This is a genomic window from Sporolactobacillus pectinivorans, assembly GCF_002802965.1.
Lineage (GTDB): Bacteria > Bacillota > Bacilli > Bacillales > Sporolactobacillaceae > Sporolactobacillus > Sporolactobacillus pectinivorans.
The window spans coordinates 80310-96988 of the sequence record NZ_NXGA01000001.1 but is presented as its reverse complement, the minus strand read 5'-3'; the positions used below and the strand labels follow the sequence as shown (position 1 = coordinate 96988).

Sequence of the window (16679 nt, the reverse complement as noted above, 5' to 3'; positions counted from 1 at the left end):
CAAAACAGGCAATTTGGCGGAAAATGAGAGAATCAGGATAATAAATAATCTGTATCTGTTTTTCTTATTGGGAGGAGTCAGGTTATGTCAATTTTAGTATTAGGCGGTGCCGGCTATGTTGGTTCACACGCCGTTTATCAGCTGATTAATGCCGGAGAAGATGTAGTTGTTGTCGATAATTTACTGACCGGGCACAAAGAAGCACTGCATCCGCAGGCAAAATTCTACCAGGGGGATATCCGTGATAAGGAGTTTCTCGATTCGGTTTTTAAAAAGGAAAAGATTGACGGAGTCATCCACTTTGCGGCTAATTCGCTTGTCGGGGAATCCGTTGAAAAACCGCTGAAGTATTTTAATAACAATGTTTACGGCATGCAAATTCTGCTTGAAGTCATGAAAGACAATAATGTGAAGCATATCGTCTTTTCCTCGACTGCTGCGACATATGGTGAACCGGAACAGCTTCCGATTACCGAAGATATGCCGACACAGCCGACCAATCCGTATGGCGAGACGAAACTGACGATGGAGAAGATGATGAAATGGTGCGACCGCGCTTATGGGATGAAGTTTGTTGCACTGCGCTATTTCAACGTTGCCGGAGCGAGCAAGGCGGGAGCTATCGGTGAGGATCACCATCCGGAAACACACCTGATTCCGATCGTGCTGCAGGTGGCGGCCGGCGAGCGGGACAAGATTCTAATTTTCGGGGATGATTATCCGACTAAAGATGGCACTTGCATCCGCGATTATGTGCATATCGAAGATCTGATTGCCGCCCACCGCCTGGCACTCAGCTATCTGCTGAAGGGCGGGAAGAGTGACGTCTTCAATCTTGGTTCGAACGAAGGCTTCTCGGTGAAAGAGATTATTGAAGCCGCGCGCAAAGTGACCGGGGAAACGATTCCGGCTGAAATCGCGCCGCGCCGTGCAGGAGATCCGAGCACATTAATCGCATCATCGGACAAAGCGAAGAAGATACTTGGCTGGAAGCCGGAGCATACAAATATTCCGGAAATTCTGGCGGATGCCTGGGCCTGGCACAGCAGCCATCCGAAAGGCTACGCAGCTTTGGTGGAAAATAAATAAACGTTGTGGACTTCCCGTAACCGGGGAGTTTTTTTTAAGATAAGAAAGCATAAAATTTGAGATTATCACAGAGCTTAATAGCCTTTCCTTTATGGACAAAAATATTTTGAGACATATCTTTTTCAATCGTCACCAATACCGGGAGTATTTTAAGTCCAAGCATAGAACCCGACTTCGCTCAATTCTCCTTAAAGAAGTCGAGAAATTCAGAAACTGCGGTAACTTTAGAAAAGGGTTCAAGCTTTTGGTCTGTGAGGGGTGCCATGATGTTCGAAAACTTCTGTTTCACTGCAAAGGTTGTTTTTGTACCACCTATTCAGTCGGAGTGAGTGGAATGGAGCCGGCTGTTGAAGGAAGATGTCCTGAAGGTCAATCATCGCGGGCTTGCATACCTTTGGATCGCAGGTGAACTTCAATCCGTATGCTGATGAATATAGGGGGTATCACGAAAAAAGGTGAGTGGAAGTCCTATGATTTTATCCCTTTTTCCATGCTTCGCAAACAGTAGCAGACGGTCGTGCTTAAACTCGTTCGTAAACATTTTTATGAGGGGGTTTTTAATGCGACCTTCTATATTTAATGACAATCAAATTAACAATTAATACAATAAAGATCCCTATTGCATAAGCAAAATCTGCCATACTTTTTGTGCGGAAATAAAAATATATATTCATTAGTAACACTACAACAAGCACAGTGATCAGGATAATGAATCCAATATTTTTTGGCTCTTTCATAAAAAACCGCCTTTAAGTAGCAATTGAGTACAGTCTTAATTTTAATACCTTTAGATTTAGTATTCCAATATTTTATTGGATTTATTGAACATATTTACTCCTATATTGCTTGAATAAAGGATCAATATTACTATGTAAAATGTATCTTATACGAAGTAAAATCCATGAATCCTGATCTTATGCAGCTTTTGTCCTTCTTACTTTATTGTGTGGGGGAGTTGAGTATGTCAGTTCTAACCCCGTACTTATTTGTACTATGATGATGGTTCTGGATAAAAAATTTATAAAAAAAATTCGACAAACTTTTGACACAGAATCAATTTCAATGTACAATCAAGTCACTAGCCAATTAAATACTCCTTATCCAGAGTGGCGGAGGGACTGGCCCGATGAAACCCGGCAACCCAATTGATTTTTGATTAGGGTGCCAATTCCTGCAGAATCCGTATATCCGGATTCTGAGAGATAAGAGAAGAATTGAAAATGATCAGCTTCTCTTAACGGAGGAGCTTTTTTCATGCCGTTCTTTTCTGGAGCAGAGTATGGAGATTGCTGGAAACACGAGTAATAACATAAAGATTTGGGGGAAGCACATTGAAAAAGTATGTCAAAGCGTTGTCGTTATTATTGATCCTTGCCTTAGCATTTGCACTTTCAGCATGTGGTAACAGCTCCTCAGCCGGTTTAAGTACGAAAGATATCACTGTGGGTGTAACAGGCGGACCGCATCAGCAGGTCATGGAAGAAGTGGCAAAACTGGCCAAAAAAGACGGCTTGACGATCCATCTGAAAGTTTTTAATGATTATAACCAGCCTAACATTGCCCTTAATGATAACGAACTGGATGCGAACAGCTACCAGACCATGCCCTTCCTGAAGGACCAGATTCAAAATAAGGGGTATAAGATTGCTGCCGCATTCAAAACGGTCGCTTTTCCGATGGGCATCTATTCTAAGAGCATTAAAAATCTGAAAGACCTGAAAAACGGTGACAAAATCGCTGTCCCGAACGATCCTGCCAATGAGCTCCGCGCACTTCAGCTGTTTGAAAAAGCCGGTGTGATCAAATTGAGAACGGGAGCAAATGTTACCGCGACTAAGCGGGATGTGATCAGCAATCCGAAACATCTGCAAATCATTGAACTGGATGCAGCTCAGCTTCCGCAGCAGCTTAACGAAGTTGCAGCCGCAGCGATCAATACGAACTTCGCAATGGGAGCCGGTCTGACGGTGCTGAAGGATTCCATTTTCCATGAACCGCTCATCAACAATCCATATCCGAACTATTTCGTTGTTCGTACGTCTGATAAAAATGACAAAGTAGTTAAAACAATCGAGAAATATTATCATTCACCAGAAGTAAAAACCTTCATCGAAAAACAATTCGGCGGTTCAGTAGTTCCGGAATGGTAAGGAGTTATTGCAATGATTGAATTACATCATGTATCCAAAACATTTGTCGCGGGAAAAAATAAAATTGAAGCGCTGAAAGATGTCTCGCTGGAAATTCAAAAGGGAGAGATTTTCGGCGTTATTGGTTACAGCGGGGCGGGGAAGAGCACGCTGATCCGCTGCGTCAATCTACTGGAACGCCCGACGAGCGGTGACGTTTTTGTAGACGGAACGGATATTAATAAACTTCGCCGTAAGAACCTTCGGAAGCTTCGCCGGAAGATCGGTATGATCTTTCAGGGGTATAACCTTCTTGAAACCGCCAATGTTTACGATAATGTCGCCATTCCTTTAAAATTGGAGGGTGTGCCTAAAAAAGTAATCAAAGCGAGAACCGAAAAGTATCTTGAGATCGTCGGTTTGAAGGATCGCAGCAAAGCTTTTCCAAGCCAGCTGTCGGGTGGTCAGAAGCAGCGTGTGGCCATTGCCCGCGCACTTGCTCATGAACCGGAAGTGCTGCTTAGCGATGAAGCGACGAGTGCACTGGATCCAAACACGACGGATTCGATTTTGGAACTTCTGCTCAAGGTAAACAAAGAGCTTGGGATTACGATCTTCCTGATTACTCATGAATTAAACGTCATTCAAAGAGTCTGCGACCGTGTGGCGGTTATGGAAAAGGGACGAATCGTTGAACAAGGCTCTGTCGTCGATATTTTTACCAAGCCTAAGGAACCGCTGACCAAACAGTTTGTCCGGAATGAGTCCAGATTCAAGATACCTGAACCTATTTATAAACAGCTGCTGTCGACCGGGGAACTTGTGAATCTGACTTTTCTCGGTGAGTCTGCAAAAGACCCGGCGCTTGCGACGCTTGCCAAGACGTTTGATGTTCTGCCGAGCATCATTGCCGGCGGCATCGATCAGCTAAAGGATCAGTCAATCGGCAATCTGCTGGTGCACCTGAAGGGGAATACAGACACGATCAAGGATGCGATAGCTTTTTTGCGGGCGGAACATATTATTGTGGAAGAAGTGAATGTCTGATATGGCTGAATTTTTCAATTTGTGGGGCAGTGCCATTTGGGTGGCATTTATTCAGACTCTGGAAATGACTGCCATCGCTTTGATCCTGTCAATTCTTATTGGCATCCCGCTGGGCGTTTTCCTGATCCTGACACGCAAAAACGGCCAGGCTGAGAATTCGGCAGTCTATGCGGTTTTAAACACGATCATTAACGTGATTCGTTCCATTCCGTTCATCATTCTGCTGTTCCTGATTCTTCCGGTAACTAGGCTGATCGCAGGAACAACTATTGGTGTTCAGGGCGTTATTTTTCCGCTAGTTGTTTCGTGCGCCCCCTATATAGCCCGTTTGATGGAATCGGCGATGCTTGAAGTCGACCGAGGTGTCATTGAGGCCTATCAATCGATGGGTATCTCAACACCGAAAATTGTCTGTTTTGTGATTATCCGCGAAGCACGTTCTTCCATTGTTCTGGGGCTGACGATCGCGGCGATCGGGCTGATCGGCGAAACGGCGATGGCCGGCCTTGTCGGTGCAGGCGGCCTTGGTGATCTTGCCTATCAATTTGGGTATACGCGTTTCCAGCCGGATGTCATGTATGCTGTCATTATCATATTAATCGTGATTGTACAATGCATCCAGTCCCTTGGCAATGCATTTGCGAGAAAGCTGAAGAAGAATTGAAAGATGAGCCCATTGATCGAAAAAAGCAGCCTGTCCGTACCTTTATGGTATGAGCAGGCTGCTTTTTTGCTGTTAAGTTGCGGGAAATCATTTGTTGACATTTAGGTTGAATTTTTATAAATTAATGTTAAATTGGTTTAACATAATGAACAGTTTGTTTAACATTCAGAGGGATGATTCGTTGCAATATTTGAGAAATCACGTTAAAGAATTGAGGGCGCGCCACGACTGGACACAATCCGAACTTGGTGAAAAAGTCGGTGCGACCCGGCAGACGATCGCTTCGATTGAAAAAGGGGACTATGTGCCGTCGCTGCTGCTGGGTCTGCTTCTTTGCGATACGTTTGGGCTGCCGATGGAAGAAGTCTTTCAACTGGAAAAAGGAGATGATGATGAATGAAACGTTTGCCTGCATTATTCATAGCAATGTTGCAGAATGGGAAATGTCCATCAATTTGCTGCCAGCGCTTCCTGCACTGATTTATGGTCTTGTTTTGACTTTTGTGATGATTAAAAGAAGGAAAAAAGAAAAATTGTCATTCTGGCTGTATCCCCTTCTTCTTCCGTCTGCAGATGAGCGCGAAAAGACGATCAGTGCCGATGCTTGCCGGAAAGCATTTACGGCCATATGGATCATGGCACCGGTTTGTACGGGCCTGATGTGTTTCTATCCGCTGTTTGCAGAGATTTTTCCGGCTTTTCCAATTGTGATTGTGCTGCTGATTCCGGCTGCACAAATGACTGTTTATTTTGTTACGGTAAGGAAAATATATCACTCTTGAAAGGCGTACACTTCTATAAAACGGAGCAGACATTGGGCTCGTCCTTTTCAGCGTGGTGCAAGATAGGTATGATAAAAATGTGGCAAGATGGCTGCTGTAATGCACGATTCAACAGGAGGCTGGTTTGATGGACAATAATAAGATGTTTGATGTGCTGATCATGAAGGGACTGCAATGGATTCTTAATGTAGTGCTGATTGCACTGGCCATTATTCTGAGTGTCGCTTTGATCAAAGAAACCTATCAGTTTTTTACCTATCTCTTCCTAAGTGAAAATGCGTCATACAGCCATCTTCTGGAAGGTATTCTTGTTTACTTTCTTTATTTCGAATTCATTGCGCTGATCATTAAATATTTTCAGGCCCATTATCATTTCCCGCTTCGCTATTTTGTCTATGTCGGCGTAACAGCAATTGTGCGCCTGATTGTGGTTAGCCATAACGATCCTTTATCGGTCATGTTCTACGCGATTGCCATTTTCGTTCTCGTCGGCGCACTTTATATTGCCAATACTAAGCTGCTGAAAAGGGAATAATGGAAGATGTAAGCGTACACTATTGAAATTCTCCGATACATAAGGTATGGTTTTGTTGAGGGACTATGAACGGATGATCTGTGAATAGCCAATATACGTGACTAAGGGGTAGAAGAGATGGGAAAAGTGCTTGTTTTCGGGCATAAGAGCCCTGATACAGATGCAATTTGTTCAGCGATCGCTTTTGCTGAACTGAAGAACAAACTGGGAGAGGAAGCCGAACCTGTGCGTCTCGGTGATCTGAACGGCGAGACAGAATATGTTCTGAACTATTTTAATGTGGCAGCGCCGCGTCTGGTTAAAACGGTTGCCAACGAAGTGCCGGCTGTCTACCTCGTTGACCACAATGAGCGCCAGCAGAGTGTGGACGATATTGAAAAGGTGGAAGTGTTATCGGTCGTTGATCATCACCGGATCGCTAATTTTGAAACAAAGGCGCCGCTTTATTATCGCGCGGAACCGGTCGGCTGTACGGCAACGATCCTGTACAAGATTTATAAGGAAAACGGTGTAGCTGTTCCGAAGACCATAGCCGGCCTGATGCTGTCGTCAATCATTTCTGATACTTTGCTTTTCAAGTCGCCGACTTGTACGGAAGATGATGTTAAAGCCGCCGAAGAGCTTGAAAAGATTTCAGGCATTGATACTCAGACGTATGGTCTGGCGATGCTCAAAGCAGGGACAAATATCGGTGACAAAACTGCTGAAGAACTGATTACGCTTGATATGAAACCCTTTGAAATGGGCAAGCATCATGTTGAGATCGGTCAGGTCAATGTTGTAGACTTTGATGATGCGCTGTCGCGTCAGGCTGAGCTTGAGGAAGTAATCAACAAGGAGATCGCGGCAAAGAATCTTGACTTGTTTGTTTTTGCTGTGACGAACATTCTGACAAGCGATTCTGAAGCACTGATCCTTGGCAAAGCGGCTGCAGCTGCAGAGCACGCCTTCCACGTCACACTGAAGAACAACACGGCGGTTCTTAAGGGTGTTGTTTCGAGAAAAAAACAGATCGTTCCGGTTCTGACTGAGGAACTAGTAAAATAATCCGGTTGCGGATGAAAGAGCAGTGAGGATGGTGACGTCCCCGCTGCTTTTTTCGTTTTAAACCGTGATTTGTGCGAAGTAAGGACAGAAAAAGTATAATGAAGGAAATGCTATGAAGTAAAGGAGATTTACACTATATGAAAACCAATTCAGTCATTGATACATTGTTGAACCATCGATCAATTCGAAAATTTAAAGATCAGGCATTATCCGAAGAACAGGTTAAATTGTTGATCGAAAGCGCGCAGGCGGCTTCGACTTCAAGCTTTACCCAATCCTATTCGATTATTGGCGTGGATGATCCCGAAATCAAAAAACAATTGCGGACGATTGCCTACGATTCACCGTATGTCGAGCATAACGGTTTTTTTTTCATTTTTGTGGCGGATCAGTACCGGAACAAAAAAATAGGTGAAAAATACAATGAAGATACTTCTGTGCTGGATACAACGCAGCGGCTGATCGTTGCGCTCGGCGACGCTTCCTTTGCGGCGCAGAATATGGCTGTCGCTGCGGAATCCATGGGTCTTGGCATCTGCTATATCGGGAGTATCCAGAATGATATCAATAAGACGGCTGAAATCCTGAAATTGCCGGATGATGTGTATCCCATTTTCGGGCTGGTCGTCGGCTATCCCGATCAGGCACCGGAGAAGAAACCGCGTCTGCCGCTTGATGTCGTTTATCACAAAAACCATTATAATCCGAAACTCCCAGAGGATTCTCTCAAGACCTATGATCAGGAGATTGAACGTTACTATCAGACAAGATCGCGCGGAACGCGTGAAGAGACTTGGACCGGCCAGATTGCCGGGGGCCTTGAGGCGCCATACCGAAAAGCTCTGAAACCTTTTCTTGAAAAACAGCATCTGGGCCTTCGCTGACCGATGCCTGCCATCCCTCTTTTTTCAATCATTCTGGGCGTTGCGTGGTCAAGCCTGATTGAATTTATCTCCCTGACCGGTGGACTTGTGCTCTGCGGCTTTATTCTTGGCTATCTGGAGAGATTGTCGAACCGGAATATGGTTCGGTCTTTCGGCATAAAAGGCATTTACTTCACAGCTTGGCTAGGCACGCCTGTTCACGAACTGGGACACGCTGCGATGTGCCTTATTTTTGGGCACAGGGTGACCGGAATTAAGCTGATTCAGGCAAGCGGCGCGGATGGCACTATCGGATACGTGACGCATACTTTCAATCCAAACAGCCTGTATCAGAAGATAGGCAATTTCTTTATCGGACTGGCTCCCCTGATCAGCGGGAGTCTGGCGATTTTTCTGAGCACTTATCTTTTTGTGCCGGGGAGTTACACTCTGATTTTTCATTACTTGGGAGAAAAGCAAAATTTTTCTCTTTTTGAACCAACGACTTGGGACGCTTTTGTGAATACCGTTCAATCCGTTTTCGCCAGTTTGTTTTTCATCAGCCATCTCGCTGATCTTAAATATTGGCTGTTTTTCATACTGGCGCTTTGCATTGCTTCCCATATGTCGCTAAGTCCGGCGGATATACGCGGTGCGGCGAGCGGTGCGGGAGCACTTTTTCTGCTGATTGCAGTGGCAAACGCGTTGAGCACCGTTTTGGATCCACCGCTGAACAGCCAGATGACGGCGGTAATTGGCAGATTCAATTTTTGTCTGCTGCTTCTGCTTAGTCTGGCCGTCCTGTTTTCGGCAATGAAATTGTTGATCAGCGGGCTTTTTAATTGGGGTTTTCATGGATTGAAAAGGATGTAAAAAATTAAAAGCTCGGAGGGGAAAACCATGGGTCTGCATAGGGGTTATATTGGTACATATACCAAGGGCGAGAGTGAGGGCATCTACTCTTTTACGCTCGATACCGAGAAGAAAGCACTTTCACTGGAAGGGCTGGCGGCCAAACTTGGCAATCCGACTTATCTTGCCGTGAGTGGAGATAACCATCATCTCTACTCAGTTATGAAAAGAGGCAGCATGGGCGGGATCGCAGCCTTTTCCATTGATTCCGGCGGGCAATTGAATGAGCTTGGCGATCAGGTTTCCGAGGGGGCGCCGCCCTGTTATGTCAGCACGGATCAGAATAACCGGTTGGTGCTGTCTGCTAATTACCACAGGGGGACGGTGGATCTTTATCCCGTCAGCGGTGCTTCAGGCCTTACTCATGTTTCTGATACTGACCGTCATGAGGGGTCGGGCGGCGATCCGGGCAGACAGGAAGGGCCGCACGTTCATTTTGCCGATTTCTCGCCGGACGGGAAGTTGATCATAGCAATCGATCTTGGCACCGATCAGCTGACCACTTATAAGGAAGGCGGAGGAAAACTGATTAAAGAGGATGTGCTGTCCTTTGCACCAGGCACAGGGCCGCGCCATATCATTTTCCATCCGACCGCGCCATATGCTTATGTGATGTCGGAGCTCAGTTCCGAAGTCATCGTCCTTTATTTTGATACTTCAACAGGCCGTTTTTCGATCGTTCAGACGATCAGCGCTCTGCCTGATGATTTTCATGGACACAGTCAGGGCAGCGCAGTCAAAATTTCTTCGGATGGCAGGTTTGTCTATGCCGCAAACCGCGGCGCTGACAGTATCGCTGTATTCCGAACAGAATCGGGTGCTGGCCGGCTGTCTTTAGTCGAGCAGGTTTCCACTTGTGGAAACTGGCCCCGTGATTTTGAACTGGATCCATCGGGCCAGTTTCTTGTTACCGCCAATCAAAATTCAGGAAATCTTGTACTGTTTGAGCGTGATGCTGCGACAGGCCGGCTGGAGAAACTCAATTCGTCTCTTTCTGTGCCTGATCCGGTGTGCATTAAATTTTTGTATGTGAACGACTGAAATACTGGGTTAAAGGTGCTTTTTAGATGTACTCGGAGTGCTTTTGCCCGTGTCAGGAGCAGCCTCGGCTTGGTTAGGGGCAACTCACTGGTCAGTACAGTACAAAGAAAGAACCATTTGGAAGAGTTGCGCAGTTCCCACCAGCATCATTCAAGATGACTCAGTTCTTCTTCAACTTTCAATTCGATTTTCTTGAGGCATTCATCCACGGTTGGTGCAAAAATTCTCTGTCCGTTGACAATGGCAAAAGGGCGCAGGGTGCACATGCCACAGACATTCAGACAATCATAGCTCATAACCGCCACCTCAGGATGGGCGGTAATATTTTTCAGATGCTGCGGTGTCAGCAGATTATAATCGCACAGCTCAATCAAAATCAAACCTATTCCATCGCTCATACGCTCACCCCGGACTTGACAGTAAAATATAAAATGATTACTTTATAATTTATATACCGAATGGTTTTTAAAATCAAGCGATGCCAATGTGGGGGCTTAAATCATGGCGGTGAAGATGGCAGGGACAAAAAGTAAAATCATGCACTTGTTGAAGCAAAAGCAAGAACTATCCGTCTGTGATCTGGCAAATGTATTGCAAATGACTAAAATGGGTGTACGGAAGCATCTGACGGTATTGATCAAAGACGGGCTGGTTCATGTTGAGAATAAAAAGGGATCGGTGGGACGGCCGGTTCAGATCTTTTCTCTTGGCAAAAGAGCTGAAAATTTATTTCCTAAAAACTACGGCCCAATAGCCGTTCAGTTTTTAAAAGATATTGAAGAGCTTTATGGAGAGCAAGCGGTTATAAAACTATTTGAAAGGCGGAAAACCCGGCTTTTTCTGGAGTATGAGCAGGAAATGGGTGGTGAGACTGCCCGTGGAGCAAAGGCATCGAAACTGAATGAATTGCAGAAAACGCGGGGTTACATGAGCCAGCTGCATAAAATCAATGACGCAACTTATGTGCTCATTGAATACAACTGTCCGATTTTTGAAGTGGCCGGCCAGTTTAAAATGGCCTGCATGCGGGAGACAGAGCTGATTAAAGATGTGCTTGGGGCGGATACAGTAGAGCGGACCATGTGCCGGGCGGATGGCGCAATGCACTGCAGATTTTTGATCCAATTTAAAAATATGTAAAAGAGACGCTGCCCGCGTCTCCTTAAATTTATTGAACAGCTTTATTGAGTACTTTTTCATAGACATCGGATACGAAATCCCAGTTTATAACATTGTAGAAATTTTTGATGTACTCCGGCCGCTTATTCTGGTATTTAAGATAGTAGGCATGTTCCCAGACATCAACACCGAGCAGCGGCGTTTCTCCGTTCATCATTGGACTGTCCTGATTCGGTGTGCTTGTAACGCGCAGCCGGTTTTGATGATCCAGGGTCAACCAGGCCCAACCGGATCCGAATTGTCCGGCAGCAGCGGCAGAAAAGGCCTCTTTAAATTGATCAATACCGCCGAGCTGGCTGTCAATCGCTTCCTTCAGACCACCAGAGGGCTCATGCGCACCGCCGGGAATCAGGATTTTCCAGAACAGGCTGTGATTATAATGCCCGCCGCCGTTATTTCGTACGGCTGTCCGAATATCTTCAGGAACCTTTTCCAGATCGGACACCAGATCGGTCAGCGACTGGTCTTTTAGTTCAGGGTGTTTGTCGAGGGCTGCATTCAGGTTATTGACGTATGTTTGATGATGCTTGTCGTGATGAATAATCATTGTTTCTTTATCAATGTAAGGCTCCAGGGCATTCGGTGCGAATTCGAGTTCGGGCAGATCAAACTGGCTCATCTAAATCCCTCCTATTTATAAACGATTTGGTTTATTAACTACTCTTATATTAAATCAACAAATTGAAAGCCTTTCAATTATTCTGCTCAGAATAAGACATATTATCCGCACTGAAGAAGATTCGATCCTGATTCTGACAAACGAAAAGACCGAGCATGTATTGTCCGGCCAGAAAAGTCATATTAGATATTAAATGTTCTTTAATGTCTTATACCCGGATTCCTGTCCGTTTCATCAATCTGCTGATCGCACGTTCTGATTCTTTTAGAACACTATTTTTATCAATAGTTTTCATCTGCCGGTTTTCCATAACAATTTTTCCATTGATAATCGTTGTCTCCACATCCGTGCTAATGGCTGAATAGACGATCCGTGAAATTGGATCTGATCCGAATGACGGGCTGCAGTGGAAATGATTCAGATTGAGAATGGCCAGATCTGCTTTTTTACCGGGTTCGAGGCTACCGATTTCTTTCCCCATTCCGACAGCATGAGCACCGTCGATCGTTGCCATGCGGAAAATATGATGGGCGTCCATCGTGGTTGGTCCGTTCGCCGGTTTATGAATCAATGCGGCCAGCCGCATCTCATGAAACATGTCAAGGTTATTGTTGCACGGGGCCCCGTCTGCACCCAGTCCGATATTTATGCCCATTCCGGTCATCTGCGGCACTGATGCAATGCCTGAAGCGAGCTTCAGGTTGGAGCCCGGGCAGTGGCTGACATGAACGCCGCGCCTGCGAATGATTTCCTTTTCTTCGTCAGTAAGCCAGATGCAGTGCGCCAGGATCAACCTTTTCCCGGCGAGGCCGATGTGGTCGAGGTAGACAATATTCCGCATCCCGGTGTCCTGTTCGACAATCGCGATTTCACCGCGGTTTTCCGAAGCGTGAGTGTGTACGAATACCCCATATTTGTTCGCCAGATCACGGACCTGGACGAGCAGCTGTTCCGTGCAGGAAACAACAAAACGCGGAGCGAAGGCATATCGAATACGTCCATCATCGTGTCCGTTCCACTTTTCCAGCAGATTGACACTTTCCTGAACGGAGTCTTCGGTTTTTTCCTGCAGTCCGGCGGGTACATCTTTACCTTTATCCATCATCACTTTACCTGACAGAGCACGGATACCGCTTTCTGCGATCGCTTCGAAAGCTTCATTCGTGTGATGCACCGTTTCCATATCGACAATCGTTGTCGATCCTCCGGCGATCAGCTCACCGATGCCAAGCATAGCAGACACATAAATGGAATCTTCGTCGTGGGCGGCTTCAAGCGGCCAGATCCGTGTTCTCAGCCAGTCCATAAGCTCAAGATCGTCAGCTTTTCCACGAAAGAGCGTCTGGCAGAGATGGATATGTGTCTGAATAAAACCGGGAATAACCGTCCTGCCGGAAGCATCAATCACCTGATCGGCATGCTTGTCATCAATAGACGGTGCAATTGACGAAATTTTACTGCCGTCGATCAGAAGATCTCCTTGTAGTACATCCTCATTTGCATTCATTGTGACGATCTCGGCGTTCTTTATCAATAACTTTGCCAATCCCATTCACCTCCGGATTTAAGTGGACAAAAAAAGAGCTACGAAAAATATGCATGCACATTTTCCGTAGCCGGAAATTTACGGTTCCTCGGTAGAGACCCTCAAACCGTATTATTAAGGATATACGAAAACAGAAAGGATGAAGTTTACGTTTTTAATAATACGTCGTAGATGGATAATAGTCAATGAATATGTCAGAAATTATGACACTGTTGATTTTTACAGGCATAATATATGACACAGAAGACCTGTGAGCACGAAAAAATAAGTATGTACTTAATTACCGTATGAGATTTTAATCCGGGAAGGTAACTTTTTGTGATAGAATTGCCGCAATGTTAGAAAATAATTAAAAAATCGGATGATTTATGGCCTGAACAATCAGAAAATCTGATACATAGCATTACGTAATTTAATTTTCATAATTTTCTCTTTTATATTATGATGAGAATATACAAATCAATGTTAACTTTTATTCCATGATTTGTCATTTTCACAAGCAACGCTATTTAGCTTAAGGAGTGATCAGTTTGTCGGTTTTACATAAATTTCTGGATGAGAACATGATTCGTCAGCCTTTTGAAGACCGGTCTCTGCTTGAAAAGTACTGGGGCAGTGACTGGGGGAACAGCAATGCAGTCGGCAAAGTCCGCAAAGTGTTCGTTCATCGTCCCGGTGATGAAATCCTTGAGTTGAATAAGGCAAAGTACGAACCGGAAGCACATGCACGGATTCTGCGTGACAGCCAGGGGAGCATTGTCAGCTATTGTCTCAGCAAAGAACCGCTCGATCTGGCTAAGATGCAGGAACAGCACGACCGGATGACTTTCATTCTTAAAAAAGAGGGTGTGGACGTTATCCCGATGATTGATGATGGGGAGTTGCTGACCAATAATCTGTTCGCCCGAGATGTCGGCATGGTTATTCCCGGTGGATTGATTCTGGCCAGGTTCGCTCTGAAGTTTAGGACCGGGGAAACACGCCGGACGCTGAAAACGGCGGCGAAAATCGGCATGCCGGTGCTGGCATCCATCCAAGGAGAAGGTTTTGTCGAAGGCGGGAGTTTCATGGTGCTGGACCGGAAGACAGCGATCACCGGACGCTCGATCCGCGTCAATCAGGCCGGCATTGACCAGATGAGGGCGATTCTCTCCTGGCAAGGGATGGAGCTGATTGTTGTTGACCTGCCGTCGAGCATGATTCACTTGGATGAAGTGTTTAACATGGTTGATGTCGACAAGGCACTAGTCGATCCGACAAACCTGCCGCACTGGTTCCTTCAGGATCTGCAGAAACGGGGCATTCAGCTGATCTACACAGATCCGCTTGATCCGCCGATGACCACGAATTGCCTGTGCCTCGCTCCGGGGAAAGTACTGTTCACTTCACTTGGCAAGCGGACGATTGAAGCACTCGAAAAAGCGGGTGTCGAAGTGATTGCTATACCGGTGGATGAACTGAACAAGATGGGCGGAGGCATCCACTGCTCGTCCCTTGTGCTTCAGCGCGATAAACTGGATGACAAAAGATAAAGAGGCGTTCTTTTATGTATCAGGAGATTAATGACCTGCCGCAGGATGGACAGATAGAACAAATTGCTCGGGCACTGGTCGGTGTAAAGAGTGTCAACGGAACATCTGGAGAAGTGGACATCGCCGGGAAACTGGAGTCGATTATCCGTTCGTTTCCATATTTTGAAAAACATCCGGAACGGGTCTGGACGCAGCCATTGAAAGAAGATTCGTTGGGAAGAAAAAATGTATTCGCGTGGCTTGAAAGCGAAGAACCAACGGACCGGACAGTCATTTATCACGGACACATGGACACCGTTGGCATCGATGATTTCGGTGCAATCGAAGCTCATGCACTGGATCCTGATTTCCTGCAGGAGTATTTTAAAAATTATGATAAAGACAGCGATGTCCAGAAGGATGCGGCGACGGGAGACTGGCTGTTCGGCCGCGGTGCACTCGATATGAAAAGCGGGGATGCCGTCCACCTCAGCAACCTGCTCTATTATTCACAGCATCCCGGTTTGCTTAAAGGCAACCTGCTCGTCATGTTTAATCCTGTGGAAGAGAATGATCATGAAGGCATCATGGAAGCAACAGATGAGTTGATTCGGCTGAAACAGGAAAAGCACTTGAACTATCAGCTGGCAATCAATGCGGATTTTGTCAGTCCGCTTTATAAGGGGGATTCGCACCGATACGTTTATACGGGCTCTGCCGGCAAATTGCTTGGCTGCTTTTACATCAGAGGCCGTGAAACCCATGTAGGCGAAACGCTGGTTGGCATCGATCCTACCCTGATCGCAAGCAGGATCAACGAGGCACTCAATAACCAGATGGATTGCGCGGAGCATATTCCGGGCGAGGTTGTACTGCCGCCGTCCTGCCTGTATCTACGCGACCGCAAAGCTTTTTACAATGTCCAGACGGCCGGTTCGACTTATCTCTATTTTAATTACTTTCTGTATGAGCGATCTCCCGGAGAAGCACTCGGCCAGTTGAAAAAGACTGCAGAACAGGCCTGCTCCGGCTTGGAGAGTTTTCTAGAAAAGCAATATGCTATCTTCTCTGAAAACTGCGGTCTGAAGGGCAATTTTCCCGACTGGTCGACGGAAGTCGTGACTTACAGTGAATTTGCGGAGAAAGCTAAGGCCAAAGGTGTCGATGTCGAAGAAGTAGCCAGAAAGGTGGTTCGCGTCAATCCAAACGAAGATTTTCGGCAGATCAGTTATAAAATCATTGAGGCGCTTGAATCGGAAATCGGAGACAAACGGCCGAAAGTGATCGTATTCTTCGCTCCGCCATATTGCCCGCACAATTATCTGCGCAAAGAGATTGCGGGGGAAAAGCGCTGTGACGAGCTGGTCGACCAAATTCTGAAAAAAGCAGAAAAAGCGACCGGAGAGACCTTCGCCAAGAAAAGATTTTTCCCATATCTCGCAGACAGCAGCTATCTGGCGATGAGTGAATCGGCGGACGAGACTGCAGAAATCGTCAGTAATTTTCCCGGATGGGGCCGCACGTACAGTATTCCGCTTAAAAACATAAGGGGGCTGAACATTCCGGTGCTTGATATGGGCGTATATGGCAAACGCGCGCATACGTGGATGGAGCGTATCTATAAACCTTATTCTTATGGAGTGCTTCCCGGACTGATCCGCGAGATGACGGAGGGTGTCCTTACCAGCAACCTGTAAAGCATGATTTTCAATTTA

Annotated in this window: 17 protein-coding genes, 1 pseudogene and 2 riboswitches; of the genes and pseudogenes, 15 read left to right on the top strand and 3 right to left on the bottom strand. The window is 46.0% G+C overall.

Going from position 1 to position 16679, the window contains the following annotated elements; all coding sequences use genetic code 11:
* The first annotated feature begins 84 nt into the window (after nucleotides 1–84).
* The 12 genes and pseudogenes from galE to COP04_RS00425 all read left to right on the top strand — a co-directional run bounded on the left by galE (nucleotide 85) and on the right by COP04_RS00425 (nucleotide 10109).
* Nucleotides 85–1089 (top strand): UDP-glucose 4-epimerase GalE, encoded by a 1005-nt coding sequence (gene galE / locus COP04_RS00485; RefSeq protein WP_100486158.1) that lies wholly within the window; start codon nucleotides 85–87, stop codon nucleotides 1087–1089.
* Nucleotides 1090–1180: 91 nt separating this feature from the next.
* A pseudogene (locus tag COP04_RS00480) lies at nucleotides 1181–1594 on the top strand (transposase zinc-binding domain-containing protein); the annotation flags it as partial.
* A gap of 589 nt (nucleotides 1595–2183) precedes the next feature.
* Nucleotides 2184–2298: riboswitch (SAM riboswitch) on the top strand.
* A 122-nt stretch (nucleotides 2299–2420) separates the two neighbouring features.
* Nucleotides 2421–3239 (top strand): MetQ/NlpA family ABC transporter substrate-binding protein, encoded by an 819-nt coding sequence (locus COP04_RS00470; protein WP_100486152.1) that lies wholly within the window; start codon nucleotides 2421–2423, stop codon nucleotides 3237–3239.
* A gap of 12 nt (nucleotides 3240–3251) precedes the next feature.
* The gene (locus COP04_RS00465; protein WP_100486150.1) at nucleotides 3252–4265 is read left to right on the top strand and encodes a methionine ABC transporter ATP-binding protein; all 1014 of its coding nucleotides are present in this window, start codon (nucleotides 3252–3254) and stop codon (nucleotides 4263–4265) included.
* Between the two features lies 1 nt (nucleotide 4266).
* On the top strand, nucleotides 4267–4929 hold the full coding sequence (locus COP04_RS00460; protein WP_100489468.1) for a methionine ABC transporter permease: 663 nt from the start codon (nucleotides 4267–4269) through the stop codon (nucleotides 4927–4929).
* 181 nt (nucleotides 4930–5110) lie between these two features.
* Nucleotides 5111–5329: a helix-turn-helix transcriptional regulator gene (locus COP04_RS00455; protein WP_239984714.1), complete on the top strand. Its 219-nt coding sequence runs from the start codon at nucleotides 5111–5113 to the stop codon at nucleotides 5327–5329.
* Nucleotides 5322–5711, top strand: coding sequence for a DUF2178 domain-containing protein (locus tag COP04_RS00450; RefSeq protein WP_100486148.1), 390 nt, complete (start codon nucleotides 5322–5324; stop codon nucleotides 5709–5711). The genes COP04_RS00455 and COP04_RS00450 overlap by 8 nt, the downstream gene beginning before the upstream one ends.
* Before the next feature lie 127 nt (nucleotides 5712–5838).
* Nucleotides 5839–6246 carry a phosphate-starvation-inducible protein PsiE gene (psiE, locus tag COP04_RS00445; RefSeq protein WP_100486146.1) on the top strand — a complete coding sequence of 136 codons (408 nt, stop codon included), beginning with the start codon at nucleotides 5839–5841 and terminating at the stop codon, nucleotides 6244–6246.
* Between the two features lie 117 nt (nucleotides 6247–6363).
* Complete coding sequence (locus tag COP04_RS00440) at nucleotides 6364–7293, top strand: manganese-dependent inorganic pyrophosphatase (protein ID WP_100486144.1); 930 nt, start codon at nucleotides 6364–6366, stop codon at nucleotides 7291–7293.
* A 137-nt stretch (nucleotides 7294–7430) separates the two neighbouring features.
* Nucleotides 7431–8177: an oxygen-insensitive NADPH nitroreductase gene (gene nfsA, locus COP04_RS00435; protein WP_100486142.1), complete on the top strand. Its 747-nt coding sequence runs from the start codon at nucleotides 7431–7433 to the stop codon at nucleotides 8175–8177.
* Nucleotides 8178–8180: 3 nt separating this feature from the next.
* On the top strand, nucleotides 8181–9029 hold the full coding sequence (locus COP04_RS00430; protein WP_100486140.1) for a hypothetical protein: 849 nt from the start codon (nucleotides 8181–8183) through the stop codon (nucleotides 9027–9029).
* A 27-nt stretch (nucleotides 9030–9056) separates the two neighbouring features.
* On the top strand, nucleotides 9057–10109 hold the full coding sequence (locus tag COP04_RS00425; protein ID WP_100486138.1) for a lactonase family protein: 1053 nt from the start codon (nucleotides 9057–9059) through the stop codon (nucleotides 10107–10109).
* A 146-nt stretch (nucleotides 10110–10255) separates the two neighbouring features.
* Here COP04_RS00425 and COP04_RS00420 read toward each other — a convergent pair whose 3' ends face one another.
* Complete coding sequence (locus COP04_RS00420) at nucleotides 10256–10507, bottom strand: YuzB family protein (protein WP_100486136.1); 252 nt, start codon at nucleotides 10505–10507, stop codon at nucleotides 10256–10258.
* Between the two features lie 103 nt (nucleotides 10508–10610).
* On the opposite strand from COP04_RS00420, the gene COP04_RS00415 reads away from it, so the two are divergent.
* A complete protein-coding gene (locus COP04_RS00415; RefSeq protein WP_100486134.1) occupies nucleotides 10611–11249 on the top strand; it encodes a helix-turn-helix transcriptional regulator in 639 nt (212 codons plus the stop codon).
* 28 nt (nucleotides 11250–11277) lie between these two features.
* Here COP04_RS00415 and COP04_RS00410 read toward each other — a convergent pair whose 3' ends face one another.
* Nucleotides 11278–11907 (bottom strand): superoxide dismutase, encoded by a 630-nt coding sequence (locus COP04_RS00410; RefSeq protein WP_100486132.1) that lies wholly within the window; start codon nucleotides 11905–11907, stop codon nucleotides 11278–11280.
* Nucleotides 11908–12115: 208 nt separating this feature from the next.
* Nucleotides 12116–13453 carry a 5'-deoxyadenosine deaminase gene (locus COP04_RS00405; RefSeq protein ID WP_100486130.1) on the bottom strand — a complete coding sequence of 446 codons (1338 nt, stop codon included), beginning with the start codon at nucleotides 13451–13453 and terminating at the stop codon, nucleotides 12116–12118.
* 47 nt (nucleotides 13454–13500) lie between these two features.
* Nucleotides 13501–13601: riboswitch (purine riboswitch) on the bottom strand.
* 382 nt (nucleotides 13602–13983) lie between these two features.
* Between COP04_RS00405 and COP04_RS00400 the strand changes: the two genes are divergently transcribed.
* Complete coding sequence (locus COP04_RS00400) at nucleotides 13984–14985, top strand: dimethylarginine dimethylaminohydrolase family protein (RefSeq protein WP_100486128.1); 1002 nt, start codon at nucleotides 13984–13986, stop codon at nucleotides 14983–14985.
* 14 nt (nucleotides 14986–14999) lie between these two features.
* Nucleotides 15000–16661: a M20/M25/M40 family metallo-hydrolase gene (locus COP04_RS00395; RefSeq protein WP_100486126.1), complete on the top strand. Its 1662-nt coding sequence runs from the start codon at nucleotides 15000–15002 to the stop codon at nucleotides 16659–16661.
* Nucleotides 16662–16679: the final 18 nt, after the last annotated feature.